We start from the raw sequence: 16,702 nt of genomic DNA, 5'->3' as shown, positions 1-16,702 counted from the left end.
GGCCTCGGGGAGAGAGGGGAGTGCCATGGGACTCGTCACCGGGCTGTTGGGCCTTCCCCTGGCGCCCGTGCGCGGCGTGGTCTGGGTCGTCGAGCGCGTCAAGGACGCGGCCGAGGAGGAGTACTACGACCCCGCGCCGGTGGAGCAGGCACTCGCCGCGCTGGAGAAGGAACTGCTCGCCGGCCGGATCGACGAGGCGACCTTCGAGGAGCGCGAGGACGAACTGCTCGACCGTCTGGAGGAGATCACCGCACACCGCCGGGGTACCGGCAACTGAGCGGGAAACAGAGGTGACCGCGTGACGGACCCCGCCGACAAACTCAGCTCGTACCCCACCCGGGGACAGTCGCCGTACTCGCCCTACGGCCAGGGCGGCGGCTCCTCCGCGAACCTCGCCGACATCCTGGAACGCGTCCTCGACAAGGGCATCGTCATCGCGGGCGACATCAAGATCAACCTGCTCGACATCGAACTGCTCACCATCAAGCTCCGCTTGATCGTCGCCTCGGTCGACAAGGCCAGGGAGATGGGGATCGACTGGTGGGAGCACGATCCCTCGCTGTCCTCCCGCGCCGGCGGCGAGAGCGCGCTCGCCGAGGAGAACAAGCGCCTGCGCGCGGAGGTCGAGGCCCTGCGGGAGCAGCGGGAACTGCCCGCCGCGCCGGAGCGGAAGCCGGCGGCGCGGCCGCGCCGGACCGCCGCCCGCCCGTCATCCGACCGTCCGTCCTCCGCCCGCCGCAGGAGAGAGACCGACGATGAGTGACGCCGGGCCCGGTCGCGTGAGCTACGCGTACGCCGTCCTGCGGGAGGGCGCCGTGCCGGCGAAGGAGCTGCCGGCGGACCTGGCCGGTGTGGCGGGCGCTCCGGTACGCCTCGTCTCCGGGCCGCCCGGCACCGAACTGGCCGCGGCAGTGAGCGCGGTGCCCGCCGCCGACTTCCAGGAGGCCGCGCTGCGGCGGAACTTGGAGGACCTGGCGTGGCTGGAGGCGGTGGCCCGGGCCCACCACACCGTGATCGAGGCTCTGTCCGCACGGGCGACCGTGCTCCCGCTGCGGCTCGCCACGGTGTACCTCGACGACTCCCGCGTGCGCGCCGTGCTGGCGGACTGCCGCGCGATGTTCACGGCCTGTCTGGCCCGGCTCGAAGGACACCTGGAGTGGGGCGTCAAGATCTACGTGACGGACGTCCCCGGCGAGGCGCCCGGCGCGCCGCCTGCGCGGGACGAGGCGGACCTGAGCCCCGGGCGGGCCTATCTGCGGGCCCGCCGCGTGCAGCGCAGTTCGCGCGAGGACGCCCACCGCGACGCGCTCGAGGCCGCGGAGCGCGTCGCGGCGATCGGCCGCGAACTGGCCGTCGATCACGCGCGGCACCGCGTCCAGCAGGGCGAACTGGCCGGTGACGCGGGCGAGAACGTCGTCAACGACGCCTATCTGGTCGCCCGCGACCACGCGGAGGACTTCCGCGCCCGCGCCCAGGACGCCGCCGCCGGGCTCGTAGGGGTGCGGGTCGAGGTGACCGGGCCGTGGGCCCCGTACTCCTTCGCCGCCGTCCCCGAGGGCGCGCCGTCATGAGCGTTCCCGCGCGGGGCGGCGACCCGCTGCCGCAGCGGCAGGTGGCGCTGATCGACCTGCTGGACCGGCTGCTGAGCGGGGGCGTCGTGCTCACTGGGGACGTGGTGCTGTCCATCGCCGACATCGACCTGGTCCGTGTCTCGCTGCGCGCGCTGATCGTGTCCGTCAGCGCGCGGAACCCGTCGCCCTGGGGCCCGTCCGCGCCACCGTCCTCCGGGGGGCGGCCGTGACTTCCGGGCCCGGCCCCTCCGACCGGCTCGGAGAGGTCGCCGACGCGGCCGCCCGCGCCTTCCGCCTGCTGCCCGCGCTGCCGGAGGACGCTCCCCCGCCGCCGGCACCGGGCGCCCCGCCCCGCCCCGCCCGCCGGATCCGTGCGGACCCCGACACCGTCGAGCGGGACCTCGTGCGTCTCGTACTCACCCTCGTCGAGCTGTTGCGCCAGCTCATGGAGCGCCAGGCGCTGCGCCGGGTCGACTCGGGCGACCTCACCGAGGACGAGGAGGAGCGCCTGGGCGCCACGCTCATGATCCTGCACGACCGGATGACCGGGCTGTGCGCGCAGTACGGCCTGACGATGGGCGACCTCAACCTGGACCTCGGACCGCTCGGCACACTGCTGCCGCCGGACGCGGAGGAGTGATCAGCCGGGACACGTCAGCCGGAGCGCCGCGCCAGGTCCGCCAGCAGCGCGACCGCCTCGTCCAGGCGGTCGTACGGCACGAAGAGATGGTCGTGGTGGAAGCCCGCGACGACGTTGCAGCTCAGGCCTGCGTCGGCGAGTTCCATGGCGACGGCCGCCGTGAGCCCGACCGCGGCGAGCGCCGAGTGCACGCGCAGGGTGATCCGGCCCGCCACGTAGTCGTAGCCGAGCCCGGCCGCGTCCGCCTGCTCCTGGGGCAGTACGAGGGTCGTGCCCTCCTCCTCGACGACGGTGACGACCGGCGTCACGCCGTCCGGCACGCCGGCACCGACGGGGAGGGTGGTGAAGACATGGCGTCCCCGGCCGGCCTCCGGGCGCATGCCGCTCAGCAGTTTCCGCAGATCCGTCTCGCCGCTCATGATCACACCCTATGCCGGACGGGTGATCACACCGGCTGGTCCGCGCGCCGCGCCCCCGGGCCCGGGCGCTGCCCGGGTTTGGATGAGGGGGGCCGCCGCCCGGCGGCCGGACGGACACCGTGGAGGGCCGCTGTGCGCAGAAGTCGGGTCGCTGGGACTGTCGTGTCGGTCGTGTCGGTGGCGCTGCTCGCACTGGCGCCGGCCGCCGGGGCCGCCGACGGATGGCAGTCGCGGTCGGGCGGCGGGGGCACCGCCCGCCTGGAACTGACCGAGCCGGACCGGGTCGGGTTCGCCGACATCACCGTCCACCCGCAGGGCGGCGGCTGGGACGTGGACGCCCTCGTGACGAAGACGACGGACGAGCCGGGCTGCGTGTTCCTCCAGGCCGACGACGCCCCCACCCGCACCCGGGAGACGGCGCTGGCGCCCGGGCAGCAGATCGGTGCGCAGTGCGGCTCGGCGGGGACGCGCACGCAGATGCTGACGCACACCGAGCACCGGCGCCTGGTACTGGGCTGGACGGACGGGGACGGGGTACCGGTCTCCTGGCGGACCGTCACCGTCTAGGCAGCCGCGCTGCCCCGCCCGCTGTTCGCGCCGCCGAGCGGACCGGGAGTCGCCGTGCTGATATGGGTGCACGCGCCCGGTGGGCACCGCCGTCGTGGGTCCCGCGGCGGCGGCCGCGGGCGACGGTGCGCACGACGGGGAGCCGCAGGAGAAGCCGAGCCAGCCGAAGGAGTGCGGGATGCCGGTGAGCCGGGTCGGCATGATCGTCCACGAAGGGCGTCCGGAGGCCGTCGAGGCGGCCGCCACGGTGCACCGCTGGTGCGCCGAGCGCGACATCCCCGCCGTCGAGATCGACATCTGGCGGCAGGACCGGCCGCGCCGCAGCGGCCGGGAGGAGGCGCAGTCCGCGGGCTATCCGGACCTCATCGTCACGCTCGGCGGCGACGGCACCTTCCTGCGCGGCGCCCGGGTCGCGGCGGCCTGCGGGGCGCCGGTGCTCGGCGTGGACCTGGGCCGGGTCGGCTTCCTCACCGAGGTCTGCGTGCAGGACGTCACGAAGGCGCTGGACGCGGTCGCCGACGACCGGGCCACCGTCGAGGACCGGATGACGCTCACGCTCCGCGCGTCACGCCCGCTGGAGGTCCCCGAGGGCATCGAGTCCCTGCTGCGGTACGGCCGCGGGCCGACGCTGCCCGCGCCGAGCGTGCGGCCGGGCGACCCGGCGGACGTCGGGTGGGGCGTGCCCATGAACGTCAACGCGGTCAACGACATCGTCTTCGAGAAGCTCGCCCGCGACCGGCAGGCGAGCCTGGCCGTGTACCTGGCCGGGCGGCTGTTCGCCTCGTACTCCGCCGACGCGATCATCGCGGCGACACCCACCGGCTCCACCGCGTACAGCTTCGCCGCCGGCGGTCCCGTCGTGTCCCCGCACATGGACGCCGTGGTCTTCACGCCGGTGGCACCCCACATGGCCTTCGACCGCACCCTGGTGGCGGCACCGGACGAGCCCGTCGCGGTCCGGGTGCTCGCCCACTCGGGGCGTGTAGCGGTCAGCATCGACGGTCAGTTGCGCGGCGTGATCGACCCCGGTGACTGGGTCGCCGTCTACCGCGGCCGGCACCGGCTGCGCCTGATCCGGCTCGGCCCCACCGACTTCTACCGCCGGGTCCGCGACCGCTTCCGGCTCAGCGACGCGCCCGCCGCGGTCGCCGACGGCATGGCGGCCCCCCTCATCCGGCCGGACTCCCCCGTACCCCCGGACCTGGCCGGGCTCCGTCTGCCGCCGCCGGAGGAGAGCGCGGACGCCGGCGCCGCGCACTGACGGCCGGTCCCGGTCCTCCGGCGGGCCCACCACTCCGGCGGCCTACCCCCGGTTGTCCGCCATCGCGGGCCTCCGCAGGCTGTCCTGGGGGACGCGACCACAACCGGGAGACCGACATGACCTGTCCTCGACACCCGTCCACGGCGCGTCGGAGCCGCTGGGCCCTGGCCGCCGCGCTCGCGGCCGCCACTGCGCTCAGCGGCGGCTGCGCCGGGCGGACCGGCCACTCCGCCGGTGCGCACGACGCGGCGGCCACGAGGGTGGCGGTGACCGACGGGGCGCCGGCGAAGTACGTGCCCTGCGGCGATCCGCCGGTGAAGCTCGAGACGATCGACCAGGACTTCCTCGACGGGCTCGCGGCGGCGGGCGGCCCGCCGCTGTACAAGATGTCGTACAGCGACGCCCGCGAGGTGCTGAACAAGCTGCAGGCCGGGCCCGTGGACATGCTGCCCGCGACAGTCGAGCGCAGGGACGTGCCCGGCGGTCCGACCGGGCCGGTCTCGATCCACGTCGTGCGGCCCGAGGGAGCGAAGGGCGCGCTGCCCGCCGTCGTCTACATCCACGGCGGCGGCTGGGTGCTCGGCAACTTCAAGACCCATGAGCGGCTGGTCCGTGAACTCGCCGACGGGGCGAAGGCCGCGGTGGTGTTCGTCGACTACACCCCGTCGCCCGAGGCCAAGTTCCCGGTGCCCATCGAGCAGGCGTACACCGTCGCCAAGTGGGTCGCGGCGAACGGCGCCGAGATCGGCGTGGACTCCTCCCGCCTCGCCGTCGCCGGCGACTCGGTGGGCGGCGACATGACCGCGGCCGTCACGATGATGGCCAAGCAGCGCGGCGGCCCGCACTTCCGTCAGCAGGTCATGCTCTACCCGGTGACCAACGCGGACTTCGACACGCCGTCGTACCACCGCTTCGCGGAGAACTGCTGGCTCACCCGTCCCGCCATGCAGTGGTTCTGGGACGCGTACGCCCCCGACGTGAAGGACCGGTCCAACCCGCTCGCGTCGCCGCTGCGCGCCACCACCGAGCAACTGCGCGGCCTGCCGCCGGCGTTGATGATCACGGACTCGGACGTGCTCTTCTCCGAGGCCACCGCGTACGCGCAGAAGCTGCGCGGCGCCGGGGTCCCGGTGACCCTCTCGCACTACGAGAAGATCACCCACGACTTCATGATGCTCAACGCCCTGAAGGACACCGAGTCCAACAAGGCGGCCGTCGCGGAGGCGACCGCGGCGCTCCGCGACGCCCTGCACGGCTCGGGCGAGGGCGGCGCCGGCAAGTAGCCCGCACACCATGACGAGGGGCGGCCGGCGAACCGGCCGCCCCTCGTCCCGTGGCCGCCCGCGGGCGCGTGCCGGTGGCGGGGATGACAACGTGCTGACCGGCACGGCGCAGGAGGTGCCGGGCACCGCGCGCCGGCGGCGGCGTCGATGACGACGGTCCGCCGCACGGTACGGCCGGGCACCACGGCCCCGTCGGCGGTGGGCCGCAACCGCCGTGTAGGCGCGTCGTGTCACGCCCGGTGGCCCCCTCCGTCCGCGACCGCGCCAGCGGAACGCGTGCACAGCGCAGAGCGGCCTCCCAGGACCGGCGCGCTGGACGGCGAGCTGATCGAGAGCGGGCGGTCCGGCCCGACGTACACCGTGGCCGACGGCACCGCGCGCTGGGCGGTCCGGCGGCCGCCGCTGGGACACGTCCTGGCGACCGCGCACGACATGGGCCGCGAGCACCGGGTGATCAGCGCCCTGCGCGACACCTCCCCGGCCCGCCACGGGCCCGCCGTCAGCGCAAGGTCGGCACCGTCCGCCGTCGACATGAGCGAAGTGCACGCCTGGACACCGACGCTCGGCGCAACCGAGCACCCAGCCGCCGCATCCCGCGCCACGACCACCGAACGCGCTCCGGCACCGCCGCATCCGACCGAGGGACACCACGCACGCCCCCGGCCCGCCACGGGCCCGCCGTCAGCGCAGGGTGGGCACCGCTCCGCCGTCGAGGTGGGTGAGCGTCACGCCGGGGACGGTACGGAGCCAGCGCTCGGCGGTGCGGGCGAGGGCGTCGGGCGCCGGCGGGGTGCGGCCGAGGCCGATGGCCCATCGTGCCTGCCGGGGGTCCGCGGTGAAGGGGCGCGGCCACGCGTGGGCGTCCACGACGCCCGCGGCCTCCAGTGCGGTCAGCAGGCCGCGCACGCGACCCCGGAAGCGGCCCACGGACCGGACGAGGTCCTCGCCCGGGGCGGGGCGCACCGTGGCCACGGCCCAGGCGGCGTGCCGCCGGTGCAGGGGCGGGGGCGCGAGCAGCGCCACCGTGTCGGCGCCCTCGTCGGCCAACTCCCAGGCACGGTAGAGCTCCTGGGTCAGCAGGTCGCGAAAGCCCGGCCCGGCCTGCTCGGTGCACGGGCGGACGGGTGCGCTCGGCGTGGCGACGGACACCGCCAGGGCGGTCGGCCCGGGAGCGCCGACGGGGGTACGCCAGTCCCAGGCGGCCCACGTCGCGAAGAACTCGCGTGCCAGCCCGGATCCGGGCGTGTCCGGGTGCTCCCCCACCGTGCGGGCCGCCAGCACCGCCCACGCGAGGCCGGGCAGTCCCCCGAAGGGTGCCGCGTCGAGCCCGCGCGCCCGGGCCCAGGCCTTCACGTGGCGGGCCAGCGCGGCGAACCGGTCGTGCGCGCCGCCGGCCAGGGCGAGCACCGCGTCCGCGTCGCTGACGGCGCTCAGCGCGACGGCGGCGGCCTCGCCCAGTTCCAGACGGCGGTCCACCGCCTCGGCGGGAGCCAGCGGGCCGGTGGACACGACCACCAGGTCGACGTCCAGCGTGCCCACGGTGAAACGCAGTCCCGGCACACGGGCCCCGGTGACCTGGCGCAGCCGTACGGCGCCGGGCACCGCGGCGGCGACGCGGGCCGCCACCTCGTCCATGGCGGCCGTGTCGGCCGAGCCGGGCAGCGCGGCCACCAGGTCGAGGTCGGCGCCGGGCAGATGGCACCCCATGCGGCGTGACCCGGCCAGGTGCACCGCTCCGGGCCGCAGCGCCTGCGTCAACTGCCGCAGGACGCGGTCCGCCTCGGCGTCCCCGGCGGCCGGCGCGCGGCTGCCGTCCGGCGCCGGCTCGTCGTCCAGCCAGCGCAACGTTCCCGTTCCGAGGGCGACTTCGGCGCGCGGCCGCATCGGTTCGTCCCCGCGCCGCGACAGCAGGACGAGCGTCCCGACGCGGACCGCCATCGGAGCGAGGCGGGCGGCCGTCGCGGAGGCGACGGGCAGTGGATCGGGGGTGCGGCCCAGGGTGAGGTGCGGGGTGTACCCCTCGGCCCGGCCCCGGCAGCGCGGGAACCGCTCGGCGAGGTTGTGGTGGAGCGCGGCCCAGGGTGCCGCGCCGGCCCCGGCCGGGTCGAGCCAGACGGTGGCGTCCTCGCGGTGGCCGAAGGTGTGGATGCCGTCCAGCCGCGCCGTGAATCCCGGCGTGGCCGCGGCGGCCGCGGCGAGCAGGGGCGCGGCGCGCTCGAAGGCGTGCTCGGGGACGAAGCCGAAGAGCAGATTGACGTGCGGGGGCCAGCGGTGGATCTGCGGGTCGTGCTCCCGGCGGACGTCCTGGAGGGCGGGGCGCAGTTCCTCGGGCGGGAGCCACGCCACGGCGGTGCGCGCGGTGGGCGCCTCGTCCAGGGTTTCGGTGCCCGGGGCGTCCGCCGGGGTGAGCACGGCCTCCACGGCGTAGTGGTCGGAGGCGAACAGCCCATCGGGAGCGGGGGTGTCGCCCCGCAGCCTCGCGGCGGTCGCACGGAACCCCCCGGCGTCGCGCAGCAGTACGCGGTCCAGGCGGGAGGCGCGGCCGGTGAGGGAGGCCACGGCGGCCAGTGGGTTCGCCGCGGGGTCGAAGGTGGGGGTGGCGTCGGCGGCGCCGTGGACGTCGGTCCAGGCGTCGCGGAGCCCGAGGGCGCGGGCCGGTGTGTCGCCGCCGTCGTTGAAGTCGCCGAGCACCACCAGGCCGGGGGTGTCGACGCCGGCCAGTCCCTCGGCCAGCCGGGCCAGTTCGCCGTCGCGCCGGGCCGCGCCGTCCTCGGAGTGGTCGCTGGTCAGATGGGTCGCTGCGACGACGAGCGGGCCCCGCGCGGTCTCCACGGTGATCGCGGCGACGGCCTTGTGCGGACCGAGGGCGTGCACCGCGGACTCGCGCACTGGCAGCCGGCTCATCAGCAGCAGCCCGTGCTCCGCCACGTCGTGCGCCTCAGGGCCGTCCGGCGCGGCGCCCAGGACGTAGTGCTCGCGCACCCAGGGCTCGGCGGTGATCATCGCGAGAAGGCGGGGTTCGACCTCCTGCAGCGCGATGACGTCGGCGCCGGACCGCTCCAGCACGCGCAGCAGCAGGGGCCGGCGGCGGGCGGTGTCGACGAGGTGGCCGTCGTAGCGGTCCCACAGGGTGTTCCAGGTCAGGACGCGCACCTCCGCCCCTCCGGCCGCCCCACCGGCCGCGGTGCCGCCGGGACGCCAACCGGTGGCCGGGTCCCAGGCGTGCGGGGTCCGGGCGGTGAAGAACGGGGCGCGCAGCAGCCGCGGTTCACGGACGCGGCCCGCGTCGGTGGCGTCGATGCGGTCGACGCCGGTGGCGCGGTCCCAGACGAGCTCACCGTCGGCCTCGACGAACAGCACGCGGTGCCAGGGGATCTCCCCGCCGGGCACGAAGGCCGGCAACGGGACGCGCTGGGGCGCCGCGCCGCGCTGGAGGACGCCGAACACGAAGCGGGCCGGATCGAAGCGGGCGTCCCAGCGGACCCGGTGGTAGATCTCCTCGCTGGTGCGCATCTCACGCCTCCTGTCCGGGCGCCACGACGCCGAGCGTGCCGTCGGTGTCCTCGACGGTGCCGCCCGGCCCGAGGTACCACGTGCGGTGCGCGTGGCCCGGGTACGGCGGGTCGAAGCGGCGGGTCTGCGCGGTGAGCACGGCGTCGGGCACCGGGTGGTCGCGGACCGCGTTGCGGCGCGCCAACTCGTCCTCTCCCACCAGCGCCACCACGTGCGTGACGAGGGCGTCGCGGCGGCGTGCCACGGCGTGCACCAGGGACCGCTGGTGCCGGTTGAGGGACGTGGCGTCCCACACCACCGTCGCACGGCCGGTCAGGGCGCTGTCCAGCCGTCGCAGTCCGTCGCGCAGCACGTCCTGGTTGGCCCGCTGATCGGCCCGGGACCCGCGGGCACCCCGCAGCTCGTCCAGGGACACGCGGGTGCCGGCCCCGTCCAGGCCGGCGGCGAAGGTGCTCTTGCCGCTGCCCGCCGGCCCCACGAGGTGGATCAGCCGGGGGAAGTCGCCCGAGCGGTGCCGCCAGGTCGCCGCGACGGCCTCCTCCGCGGTGCCGAGGCGCCCGTCGGCGTACGCCTGCCGGGCCTCGGTCCAGCAGCGGTCGGCGGCGTCGCGGCCGAGTCCGGCGAGGGCGTCCCTCAGTCCGCCGCGCAGGGGCGCGAACGGCTCATCGGCGAGCAGTCCCGCCTCGTCGGCGTGGAGCGCCGACCACTCGGCCTGCTCGCGGGCGGTGCCGTCGGTCGCGACCGCGGCCGCGACGGCGTGCAGGGCGCCCAGGTCGGCGGCGACGGAGAGACGGGCGAGCCCGGCGCGGCGGTCCTGGTCCGGGTACGGCAGGTGGAGTGCGGAGTGCAGTCCGACCAGGTCGGCGACGCGACGGGCGGTCGCCATGCCGAGGGGTCCGGCGAGCCGCGGCGCCAGCGAGGCGCGGCGCGCACCGTGCAGCAGGGCGGCGAGCACGCCCGCCAGCCGGGCGTCCCCGGTCCGCCCGAGACCGTCGAGCCGGGCGGCCGCGTCCACCGCGGCGGTGGCGGCGTGCGCGCCCTGCGCAGGCAGGCCGAGCGCCGCCTCCAGGGCCGCCGGGCCGGGCGCCGCGCCGGAACGGACCGCCCACAGCGCGGCGGCCGGGCCGAGCCCGTTCTCCACGACGGCGGCGTGCATCCAGTGCGTGTCGGTCCGCACGTGGTCGGGCCGTACCCACTTCGCCACGCGCCGACCGAACTCCTCGCGCCGGAAGCCCTCGGTGGTGCGGACGACCCAGCCCTCCTGGCGGGTGGTGTCCACGCGCAGCGCCCGCAGCGCCCGTTCGTCGAACGTGCCGCGCCACAGCACGGGTGGCACGGGGACGCCGAGGCGGTGCAGGAAGCGGGTGGTGGAGTCCCAGTCCAGGCAGTCGTCGCCGTCCCAGACGGAGAAGCCGTAGAACCAGCTGTCCAGGGCCTCGTAGGCGAGCGAGTGCCGGGCGAAGAGGTTCTCCCCGCACACCCGCCGGCCGGCGGGGATGCCGGGCCCGATCCGGCCCTGGAGTGCCTTCACCCAGGCCCGTGACGGGTGGTGCACCGAGTCCGGCGACCGCGCGTGCAGGCCGTCGGTGTAGAGGGTGGTGTTCTCCCCGTCGAGCTTCTCGGTGACGACGACCTCGCGACCGCGCAGCCCGTCCAGGTCCCGGGCCCGCACATCGTCCGACGCGGCCCCCGGCGACCAGGGCAGATGCGGGGTGCGCGGATAGTGCGTACGCATGATGGCGGTGCTCCCCCGTGATCCTTTGGTGCCCGGCCACTGTAGGAGCCGTGCGGACGCCCGTTCCATCGATTTAGCGAGGACGACGGCGGGCAGCGGCCGGGGCCGTTCGGCACCGGCGGCACCACGTGGCGGAGGCCGTGCGGGGGGGCGCGCCCGGGCGCTGCGGACTCCTGCGCCGGTCACTCCGACGGCGGCACCGGTCGCGCCCCGTGACCGCCGTCCGCGCAGACTCGTCACCAACGTCCTGCCTGTCCCGAGGCGAAGAGAGTGACGATGGCTGCGAATCCGCTCGCGATATCCCGCCACGCCCGTTGGCTGGCCGTGCTCGTGCCGGCGGCCGCCCTGGCGATCTCCTGCCCGGTGGCGGCGTCACCCGCGGGCGGCAGCGGCACCGGGCGCGGTACCAGGCCGACGATCGTGCTGGTGCACGGGGCGTGGTCGGACGCGTCGGGCTGGCTCCCGGTCATCCGCGGACTGCAGAAGAACGGCTACACGGTCCTGGCGCCCTCGAACCCGCTGCGCGGGCTCGGCGCGGACTCCGCGTACCTGACGGCGGTCCTCAAGACGGTCAAGGGCCCCATCGTGCTGGTCGGCCACTCCTACGGCGGCGCGGTGATCACCAACGCGGCGGCGGGCAACCGCAACGTGAAGTCCCTGGTCTACATAGCGGCCTTCGCGCCGGATGCCGGGGAGAACGCCCGCCGGCTGATCGCCAAGTACCCCGGCAGCCACCTGGCCGACGCGTCGGCCCTGCTGCCCGCCGCGCTCCGCACGCTCCCGGTGCCGGACGAGGACGGCGGGGACGGTGGGCTCGAACTGTGGATCAGGCCCGAGCGGTACAACGAGATCATGCTGAGCGACCGTGTCCCCGCCGCCACCGCCGCTTCGCTCGCGGCCGCGCAACGCCCCGCCGCCACCGGGATCGTGACCGAGCCGGCCCGGTCCGCGGCCTGGCGGACCATCCCCTCCTGGTACCTGGTCGCCACCGCCGACCAGGCCATCGGCGCCGCCAACGAGCGCTTCATGGCCCTCCGGGCCGGCGCCCACGTCGTCGAGGTGGACGCACCGCACGCCGTCCATGTCACGGCGCCGCGGGCCGTCACCGACCTGGTCCTCGAGGCCGCCCGCGCGGCCGGCCCCCGCCTCGCCCCCGCCGCGAACTCCCGGCCCGTCGCGATGATGGCCGCGGCGGCGAGCATCTCCGTGGCCACCGGGACGGCGCTGTACGCCCTGACCCGCAGGCGCGAGACCCGAGGCCGCTGACCGTGCGCCGGGCTCAGCCCGCGGGACGGGCGAGCACGGTGGCGAACGTCACGTCGATGAACGCGTCGAGCGGCTGCCGGTCGCGGACGAGCCTGGCCCGGGACATCGCCCCCTCGAAACCGCTCACCAGGTAGTCGGCCAGCGCCTCGGCCGGCACCGTCCGGGCGACCTCCCCCGCGTCCTGCGCCTCCCTCAGCGTCTCCGCGAGCGCTGCCTGCCAGCGCTGGAGGTGCCCGTGCACCGCATCGCCGAGGGCCTGGCTGTGCGCCGGGACCTCGGCGGCCAGATTGGCGAGCAGGCAGCCGCGCGCGAAGTCGTTGCGCCCCGCGAGCGCCACGCGGTGCCGCAGGTTCTCCTCGATCCGGGCCACCGGCGAGCCGGTCGGGCCGGCCAGGGTCTCCAGGGCCAGAGAGCCGGAGAAGCGGTCGACGGCATCGAGGCCGAGCGTCTCCTTGCTGCTGAAGTGGTTGTAGAAGGACCCCTTGGGCACTCCGGCCGCGACCACGATGTCCTGCACGCTCGTGCCGTTGTAGCCGCGCTCGTGGAACAGCCTGAGGCCGGCCTCGGCGATCCGCTCTTTTGTCGTCACGCTCACAGTATGACCGGTCGTCTCAGCGCCGGGATCCGGGAATGTCCCCGGACGGCGGAGTGCTTATCCTGTCCAAGACGACCGGTCACATTAGGCCGCCACGTCCAGTACCGGCAGCGTCGCCGGCCCCTCGACCTCACCGCCGGAACCTGGAGACCCATTCGTGCACCCCAACCCCCACGAGGCCGCGCACCGCAGGAGCCCTGTGCCGGTCCGGGCCTGGCTGCAGCCCGCCCTGATCGGCCTCGTCATCGTCTCGGCCTTCATCAGCTGCTACATCGGGGTGCAGCGGGACCCCCAGCCGCACCGGCTGCCGATCTCCGTCTCCGGCCACCTGCTGTCCGGCGAGTTGCAGCAGGCGCTCGGCGACACGGTCGACGTCCGCCCGGCGGCATCGACCGCCGACGCCCGCCTCGCGCTGGAGCGGCACGACGTGGTCGCGGCGCTCAGCGCCACCGACCACGGCGAGAAGCTGCGGCTCGACGTCGCCGGGGCCAACGGCCTGTCCACCACCAACGCGGTGAAGAACCTGGTCTCGGCCTACGGCCACGGGGCAGGGAAGCACGTCGCCGTGCGCGACGTCGTGCCGCTCGACCGGTACGACGCCCGCGGCCTCGCCGGCTTCTACGTGTCCTTCGGCGTGTCGCTCGCGGGCTTCGTCCTCGCCCAGAACGCGCTGGGGCTCGGCCAGTTCCTCCACCTGCGGCACAGGCTGACCCTCATCGCGGGCTTCTCCGCGGTCTCGGGCCTGCTCGCCGCCGTCATCGCCGGTCCCGTCCTGGGCGCCGTACCCGCGCCCTTCCTGCCGCTCGCGTTCACCCTGGCCCTGCTGTCGGCGGCCGCGGCGTTCACGACGAAACTGCTGGGCACCTACCTCGGGCCGCTGGGCGTGCCGGTCGCGACGCTCCTGCTGCTCACCATCGGCAACTCCACCAGCGGGGCGACGATCGGCACGGACCTGCTGCCCGGCGTGGGACGCGCCCTCTCGACGGCCCTGCCCCCGGGCGCGGCGGTACGGGCGGTCACCGAGATCACGTACTTCGACGGGGCCCACGCCCTCACCCCGCTCGCCACACTCGCCCTGTGGGCGGGCGGCGCCGCGCTGCTCGTGGTGGCGCGCCCCCGCCTGGGTTCCGCCGTCCGGCGGCTCCCGCTGCGGAGGACCGCCGCGGCGGTCTGAGGCGGCACGGGTGGGCTCCCGGCGCGTACCCCCACGACGCGAGGGAGCCGCCCGTGCCCGCCGACGCCCATGCCCATCTGCGCATCGCCCGCCCGGTGCGCGACCTCGCCGCCGCCGAGCGGTTCTGGGTCGACGGCCTCGGCCTCGGCGTGCTGTTCCGGCACGAGGGGGACGGCACACCGGGTGAGCACTCGCTCCTCATGGCCGGCTGGCCCGATGCCCCATGGCACCTCGAACTCGTGCAGGGACCCGGCGTCCCCGACCCCTCGCCGACCGTCGGGGACCTCCTCGTCGTCCACCTCGACGAGGAGGTCCCCGAGGAGCTCGTGGGCCGCCTCGAAGCGTGTGGCGGTGTGCGGGTCGCCGCGCACAATCCGTATTGGGACACGTGGGGGGTGACCCTTCGCGACCCGGACGGGTACCGCCTCGTCCTCTCCTCCCACGGCTGGCACTGACGCGCCCGTCAGGTGAGGAGGTCGCGCAGTTGCGCGTTCGACGAGGCCCTTGGCGGTGTGGCGGAATGACGTTCCCGACTGGTCGTCCAGGCCGTGGCGCAGGATCAGCGCGCCGGCCTGACGCGGTCGATCCGGGCCGGGGCGGCGCGTGCCGCACTGGTGAAGACCGCCGCGATCACGGCGTGTTCGAATGGGCGTGCCGCGATGGTCGCCGGTGAGACGCCCAGGCACGCGGCCGGGAGGTTCAGGCTGTCCGCGTTCTCATCGAAGGCGCGGCGCGGGGTCACGGTCCGGCCGATGAGATCGGTGGGAGCGTATGCGCCGAAGGGCGCCTCGTACCGGGGGTCGAAGCGGGCGGCGGCGAGAGGTTACCCCGCCCTCCCCCAACCTTCGGCCGGAGGTGCCCCCAACTCCCCTGCCCCCTCCGTTGTGTCTGCCGTGGTGGTCGTCTGCGCCGGGAAGGGGAAGGTCGACCTCTCGCTGGGTTCGCGTCCCCCGGTCCGTCAGACCCTGCCGTGTGACGGCGCTCCTGTCACCCGTCGCATCGAGCACGCTCCGGGGACCCTGCAGATCGACGCCACCGGGGTGCCCGGCTCCGCCGGGATGGTGGCCTGGCGCATCAGCACGATTGCGGGGTGATCCTTTGCCCCACCCGGCCACGCTGCGCCAACGGATGCTCCAGGCACGGTCCGCTTCCACCCCCCACCGGGGATCAGGCGCGACAACCTACGGAGGGGGCGGGGTCGTAGGGGTGGGTGTTCTGGACTGTGGAGCATATTTGGGTGCATGACCCGGGGTGATCAGTTGAGGGTGCCGGAGGCACCTAAATGTGCTGTCCAGAATGGCCAGCCCCGGAGGCCCCGACCCCGGCGCCCAAGGAAACGGGCGCCGGGGTGCGTGACTTCACGGGGCACTCGGGCGGGCGGGCGGGGAAAAACCCCACGGTGGGCGGCCCGCTACTTGGGGTCGCGCCGGAAGGATGCCGTCGACCAGCGATAGCCCAGCACCGTGAGCACCGCGCACCAGCCGACCGCGAGCCACCCGTTGGAGCCGATCTCCGTCCCCAGCAGCAACCCCCGCAGCGTCTCGATGGCCGGCGTGAACGGCTGGTACTGGGCGATCGGCTGGAACCAGCCCGGCATCGCGTCGATCGGGACGAACGCACTCGAGATCAGCGGCAGGACGATCAGCGGCAGCGCATTGTTGCTGGCGGCCTCCGCGTTGGGGCTGACCATGCCCATCCCGACCGCGATCCAGGTGAGCGCCAAGGCGAAGAGGGCGAGCAGGCCGAACGCGGCGAGCCATTCCAGGGCCGTGGCGTCGGTGGAGCGGAAGCCGATGGCGACGGCGACCGCGCCGACCAGGACGACGCTGGCGACGGACTGCAGGACGCTGCCGACGACGTGCCCGACGAGCACGGACCCGCGGTGGATCGCCATCGTGCGGAAGCGGGCGATGATCCCCTCCGTCATGTCGTTGGAGACCGACACCGCGGTCCCGACGACCGTGCCACCGATGGTCATCATCAAGATGCCCGGCACGATGTACGCGATGTACGCGGAGCGGTCGGCGCCACCACCCATGCCGGCGCTCATGACGTTGCCGAAGATGTAGACGAAGAGCAGCAGCAGCATGACCGGGGTGAGCAAGAGGTTCAGGGTCAGGGAGGGGTAGCGCCGGGCGTGCAGGAGGTTGCGGCGGAGCATGGTGGTGGAGTCGCGGACGGCGAGGGTGAGGGTGAGGGTGCTCATCGGACGGTCTCCTTGATGGCTGCGGTGGTGTCGGTGAGGGCGAAGAAGACGTCGTCGAGGTCGGGGGTGTGGACGGTGAGTTCGTCGGCGTGGATGCCGGCGGTGTCGAGGGTGTCGAGGAGGGTGCGCAGGGCGTGCTGGCTGCCGTCGCTGGGGAGTTGGAGGGTGAGGGCTTCGGTGTCGTGGGTGGCGGTGGGCAGTGCGGTGGTGGCGTGGTGGTAGGCCGCGGGGTCGGTGAAGCGGAGGCGGACGTGGCCGCCGGGGATGAGGCGTTTGAGTTCTTCGGCGGTGCCTTCGGCGGCGATGGTGCCGTTGTGGAGGACCGCGATGCGGTCGGCGAGTTCGTCGGCTTCCTCGAGGTACTGGGTGGTGAGGAGGACGGTGACGCCGCTGGTGACGAGTTCGCGGATGATCTGCCACATGTTGTGGCGGGAGCGGGGGTCCAGGCCGGTGGTGGGTTCGTCGAGGAAGA

17 protein-coding genes and 2 pseudogenes are annotated in these 16,702 nt (G+C 74.9%); 12 read left to right on the top strand and 7 right to left on the bottom strand.

Annotation, left to right across the window (positions count from 1 at the left end):
* Window positions 1-25 precede the first annotated feature (25 nt).
* The 5 genes from ACIP98_RS36600 to ACIP98_RS36580 are packed head-to-tail and all read left to right on the top strand — an operon-like array spanning window position 26 to window position 2,211.
* Window positions 26-277 (top strand): gas vesicle protein GvpG, encoded by a 252-nt coding sequence (locus ACIP98_RS36600; protein WP_319663220.1) that lies wholly within the window; start codon window positions 26-28, stop codon window positions 275-277.
* 21 nt (window positions 278-298) lie between these two features.
* The gene (locus ACIP98_RS36595; RefSeq protein ID WP_401980491.1) at window positions 299-763 is read left to right on the top strand and encodes a gas vesicle protein; all 465 of its coding nucleotides are present in this window, start codon (window positions 299-301) and stop codon (window positions 761-763) included.
* Window positions 756-1,571, top strand: a complete 816-nt coding sequence (locus ACIP98_RS36590; RefSeq protein WP_401980488.1) for a GvpL/GvpF family gas vesicle protein — start codon at window positions 756-758, stop codon at window positions 1,569-1,571. The genes ACIP98_RS36595 and ACIP98_RS36590 overlap by 8 nt, the downstream gene beginning before the upstream one ends.
* A complete protein-coding gene (locus ACIP98_RS36585) occupies window positions 1,568-1,801 on the top strand; it encodes a gas vesicle protein (RefSeq protein ID WP_319663217.1) in 234 nt (77 codons plus the stop codon). The genes ACIP98_RS36590 and ACIP98_RS36585 overlap by 4 nt, the downstream gene beginning before the upstream one ends.
* A complete protein-coding gene (locus ACIP98_RS36580) occupies window positions 1,798-2,211 on the top strand; it encodes a gas vesicle protein K (RefSeq protein WP_319663216.1) in 414 nt (137 codons plus the stop codon). The genes ACIP98_RS36585 and ACIP98_RS36580 overlap by 4 nt, the downstream gene beginning before the upstream one ends.
* Before the next feature lie 14 nt (window positions 2,212-2,225).
* On the opposite strand, the gene ACIP98_RS36575 is transcribed toward ACIP98_RS36580, so the two are convergent.
* Window positions 2,226-2,630 (bottom strand): ACT domain-containing protein, encoded by a 405-nt coding sequence (locus ACIP98_RS36575; protein ID WP_401980486.1) that lies wholly within the window; start codon window positions 2,628-2,630, stop codon window positions 2,226-2,228.
* 162 nt (window positions 2,631-2,792) lie between these two features.
* Between ACIP98_RS36575 and ACIP98_RS36570 the strand changes: the two genes are divergently transcribed.
* The 4 genes and pseudogenes from ACIP98_RS36570 to ACIP98_RS36555 all read left to right on the top strand — a co-directional run.
* The gene (locus tag ACIP98_RS36570) at window positions 2,793-3,197 is read left to right on the top strand and encodes a hypothetical protein (RefSeq protein ID WP_401980484.1); all 405 of its coding nucleotides are present in this window, start codon (window positions 2,793-2,795) and stop codon (window positions 3,195-3,197) included.
* Window positions 3,198-3,375: 178 nt separating this feature from the next.
* The gene (locus ACIP98_RS36565; protein ID WP_401980516.1) at window positions 3,376-4,458 is read left to right on the top strand and encodes an NAD(+)/NADH kinase; all 1,083 of its coding nucleotides are present in this window, start codon (window positions 3,376-3,378) and stop codon (window positions 4,456-4,458) included.
* Window positions 4,459-4,574: 116 nt separating this feature from the next.
* Complete coding sequence (locus ACIP98_RS36560) at window positions 4,575-5,741, top strand: alpha/beta hydrolase (RefSeq protein ID WP_401980482.1); 1,167 nt, start codon at window positions 4,575-4,577, stop codon at window positions 5,739-5,741.
* Between the two features lie 147 nt (window positions 5,742-5,888).
* Window positions 5,889-6,215 (top strand): annotated as a pseudogene (locus tag ACIP98_RS36555) (hypothetical protein); the annotation flags it as partial.
* A 207-nt stretch (window positions 6,216-6,422) separates the two neighbouring features.
* Here the strand turns inward: ACIP98_RS36555 and ACIP98_RS36550 are convergent.
* Together ACIP98_RS36550 and ACIP98_RS36545 are read right to left on the bottom strand one after the other, a co-directional pair.
* Window positions 6,423-9,254 carry a poly(A) polymerase gene (locus ACIP98_RS36550; protein WP_401980479.1) on the bottom strand — a complete coding sequence of 944 codons (2,832 nt, stop codon included), beginning with the start codon at window positions 9,252-9,254 and terminating at the stop codon, window positions 6,423-6,425.
* 1 nt (window position 9,255) lies between these two features.
* Window positions 9,256-10,989, bottom strand: a complete 1,734-nt coding sequence (locus ACIP98_RS36545; protein WP_401980477.1) for an RNA ligase family protein — start codon at window positions 10,987-10,989, stop codon at window positions 9,256-9,258.
* Window positions 10,990-11,265: 276 nt separating this feature from the next.
* On the opposite strand from ACIP98_RS36545, the gene ACIP98_RS36540 reads away from it, so the two are divergent.
* The gene (locus tag ACIP98_RS36540; protein ID WP_319663210.1) at window positions 11,266-12,255 is read left to right on the top strand and encodes an alpha/beta hydrolase; all 990 of its coding nucleotides are present in this window, start codon (window positions 11,266-11,268) and stop codon (window positions 12,253-12,255) included.
* A gap of 13 nt (window positions 12,256-12,268) precedes the next feature.
* On the opposite strand, the gene ACIP98_RS36535 is transcribed toward ACIP98_RS36540, so the two are convergent.
* Entirely contained in the window at window positions 12,269-12,844 is a 576-nt protein-coding gene (locus ACIP98_RS36535; protein WP_319663209.1) for a TetR family transcriptional regulator C-terminal domain-containing protein, read from the bottom strand.
* A gap of 163 nt (window positions 12,845-13,007) precedes the next feature.
* Between ACIP98_RS36535 and ACIP98_RS36530 the strand changes: the two genes are divergently transcribed.
* Window positions 13,008-14,024: a hypothetical protein gene (locus ACIP98_RS36530; protein WP_319663208.1), complete on the top strand. Its 1,017-nt coding sequence runs from the start codon at window positions 13,008-13,010 to the stop codon at window positions 14,022-14,024.
* A 53-nt stretch (window positions 14,025-14,077) separates the two neighbouring features.
* Window positions 14,078-14,479, top strand: a complete 402-nt coding sequence (locus tag ACIP98_RS36525; RefSeq protein ID WP_319663207.1) for a VOC family protein — start codon at window positions 14,078-14,080, stop codon at window positions 14,477-14,479.
* A 104-nt stretch (window positions 14,480-14,583) separates the two neighbouring features.
* Here the strand turns inward: ACIP98_RS36525 and ACIP98_RS36520 are convergent, their stop codons facing one another.
* From ACIP98_RS36520 to ACIP98_RS36510, 3 genes and pseudogenes are all read right to left on the bottom strand, one after another.
* The gene (locus ACIP98_RS36520) at window positions 14,584-14,766 is read right to left on the bottom strand and encodes a hypothetical protein (RefSeq protein ID WP_319663206.1); all 183 of its coding nucleotides are present in this window, start codon (window positions 14,764-14,766) and stop codon (window positions 14,584-14,586) included.
* Window positions 14,767-15,435: 669 nt separating this feature from the next.
* Window positions 15,436-16,230, bottom strand: a complete 795-nt coding sequence (locus ACIP98_RS36515; RefSeq protein WP_401980474.1) for an ABC transporter permease — start codon at window positions 16,228-16,230, stop codon at window positions 15,436-15,438.
* Window positions 16,227-16,702 (bottom strand): annotated as a pseudogene (locus ACIP98_RS36510) (ABC transporter); the annotation flags it as partial. The gene ACIP98_RS36515 and the pseudogene ACIP98_RS36510, both read right to left, overlap by 4 nt.

The sequence above is a fragment of the Streptomyces sp. NPDC088354 genome (assembly GCF_044753585.1).
Lineage (GTDB): Bacteria > Actinomycetota > Actinomycetes > Streptomycetales > Streptomycetaceae > Actinacidiphila.
Note: the sequence above shows the minus strand (reverse complement) of the source record. Positions and strands in the feature narration are given on the sequence as shown.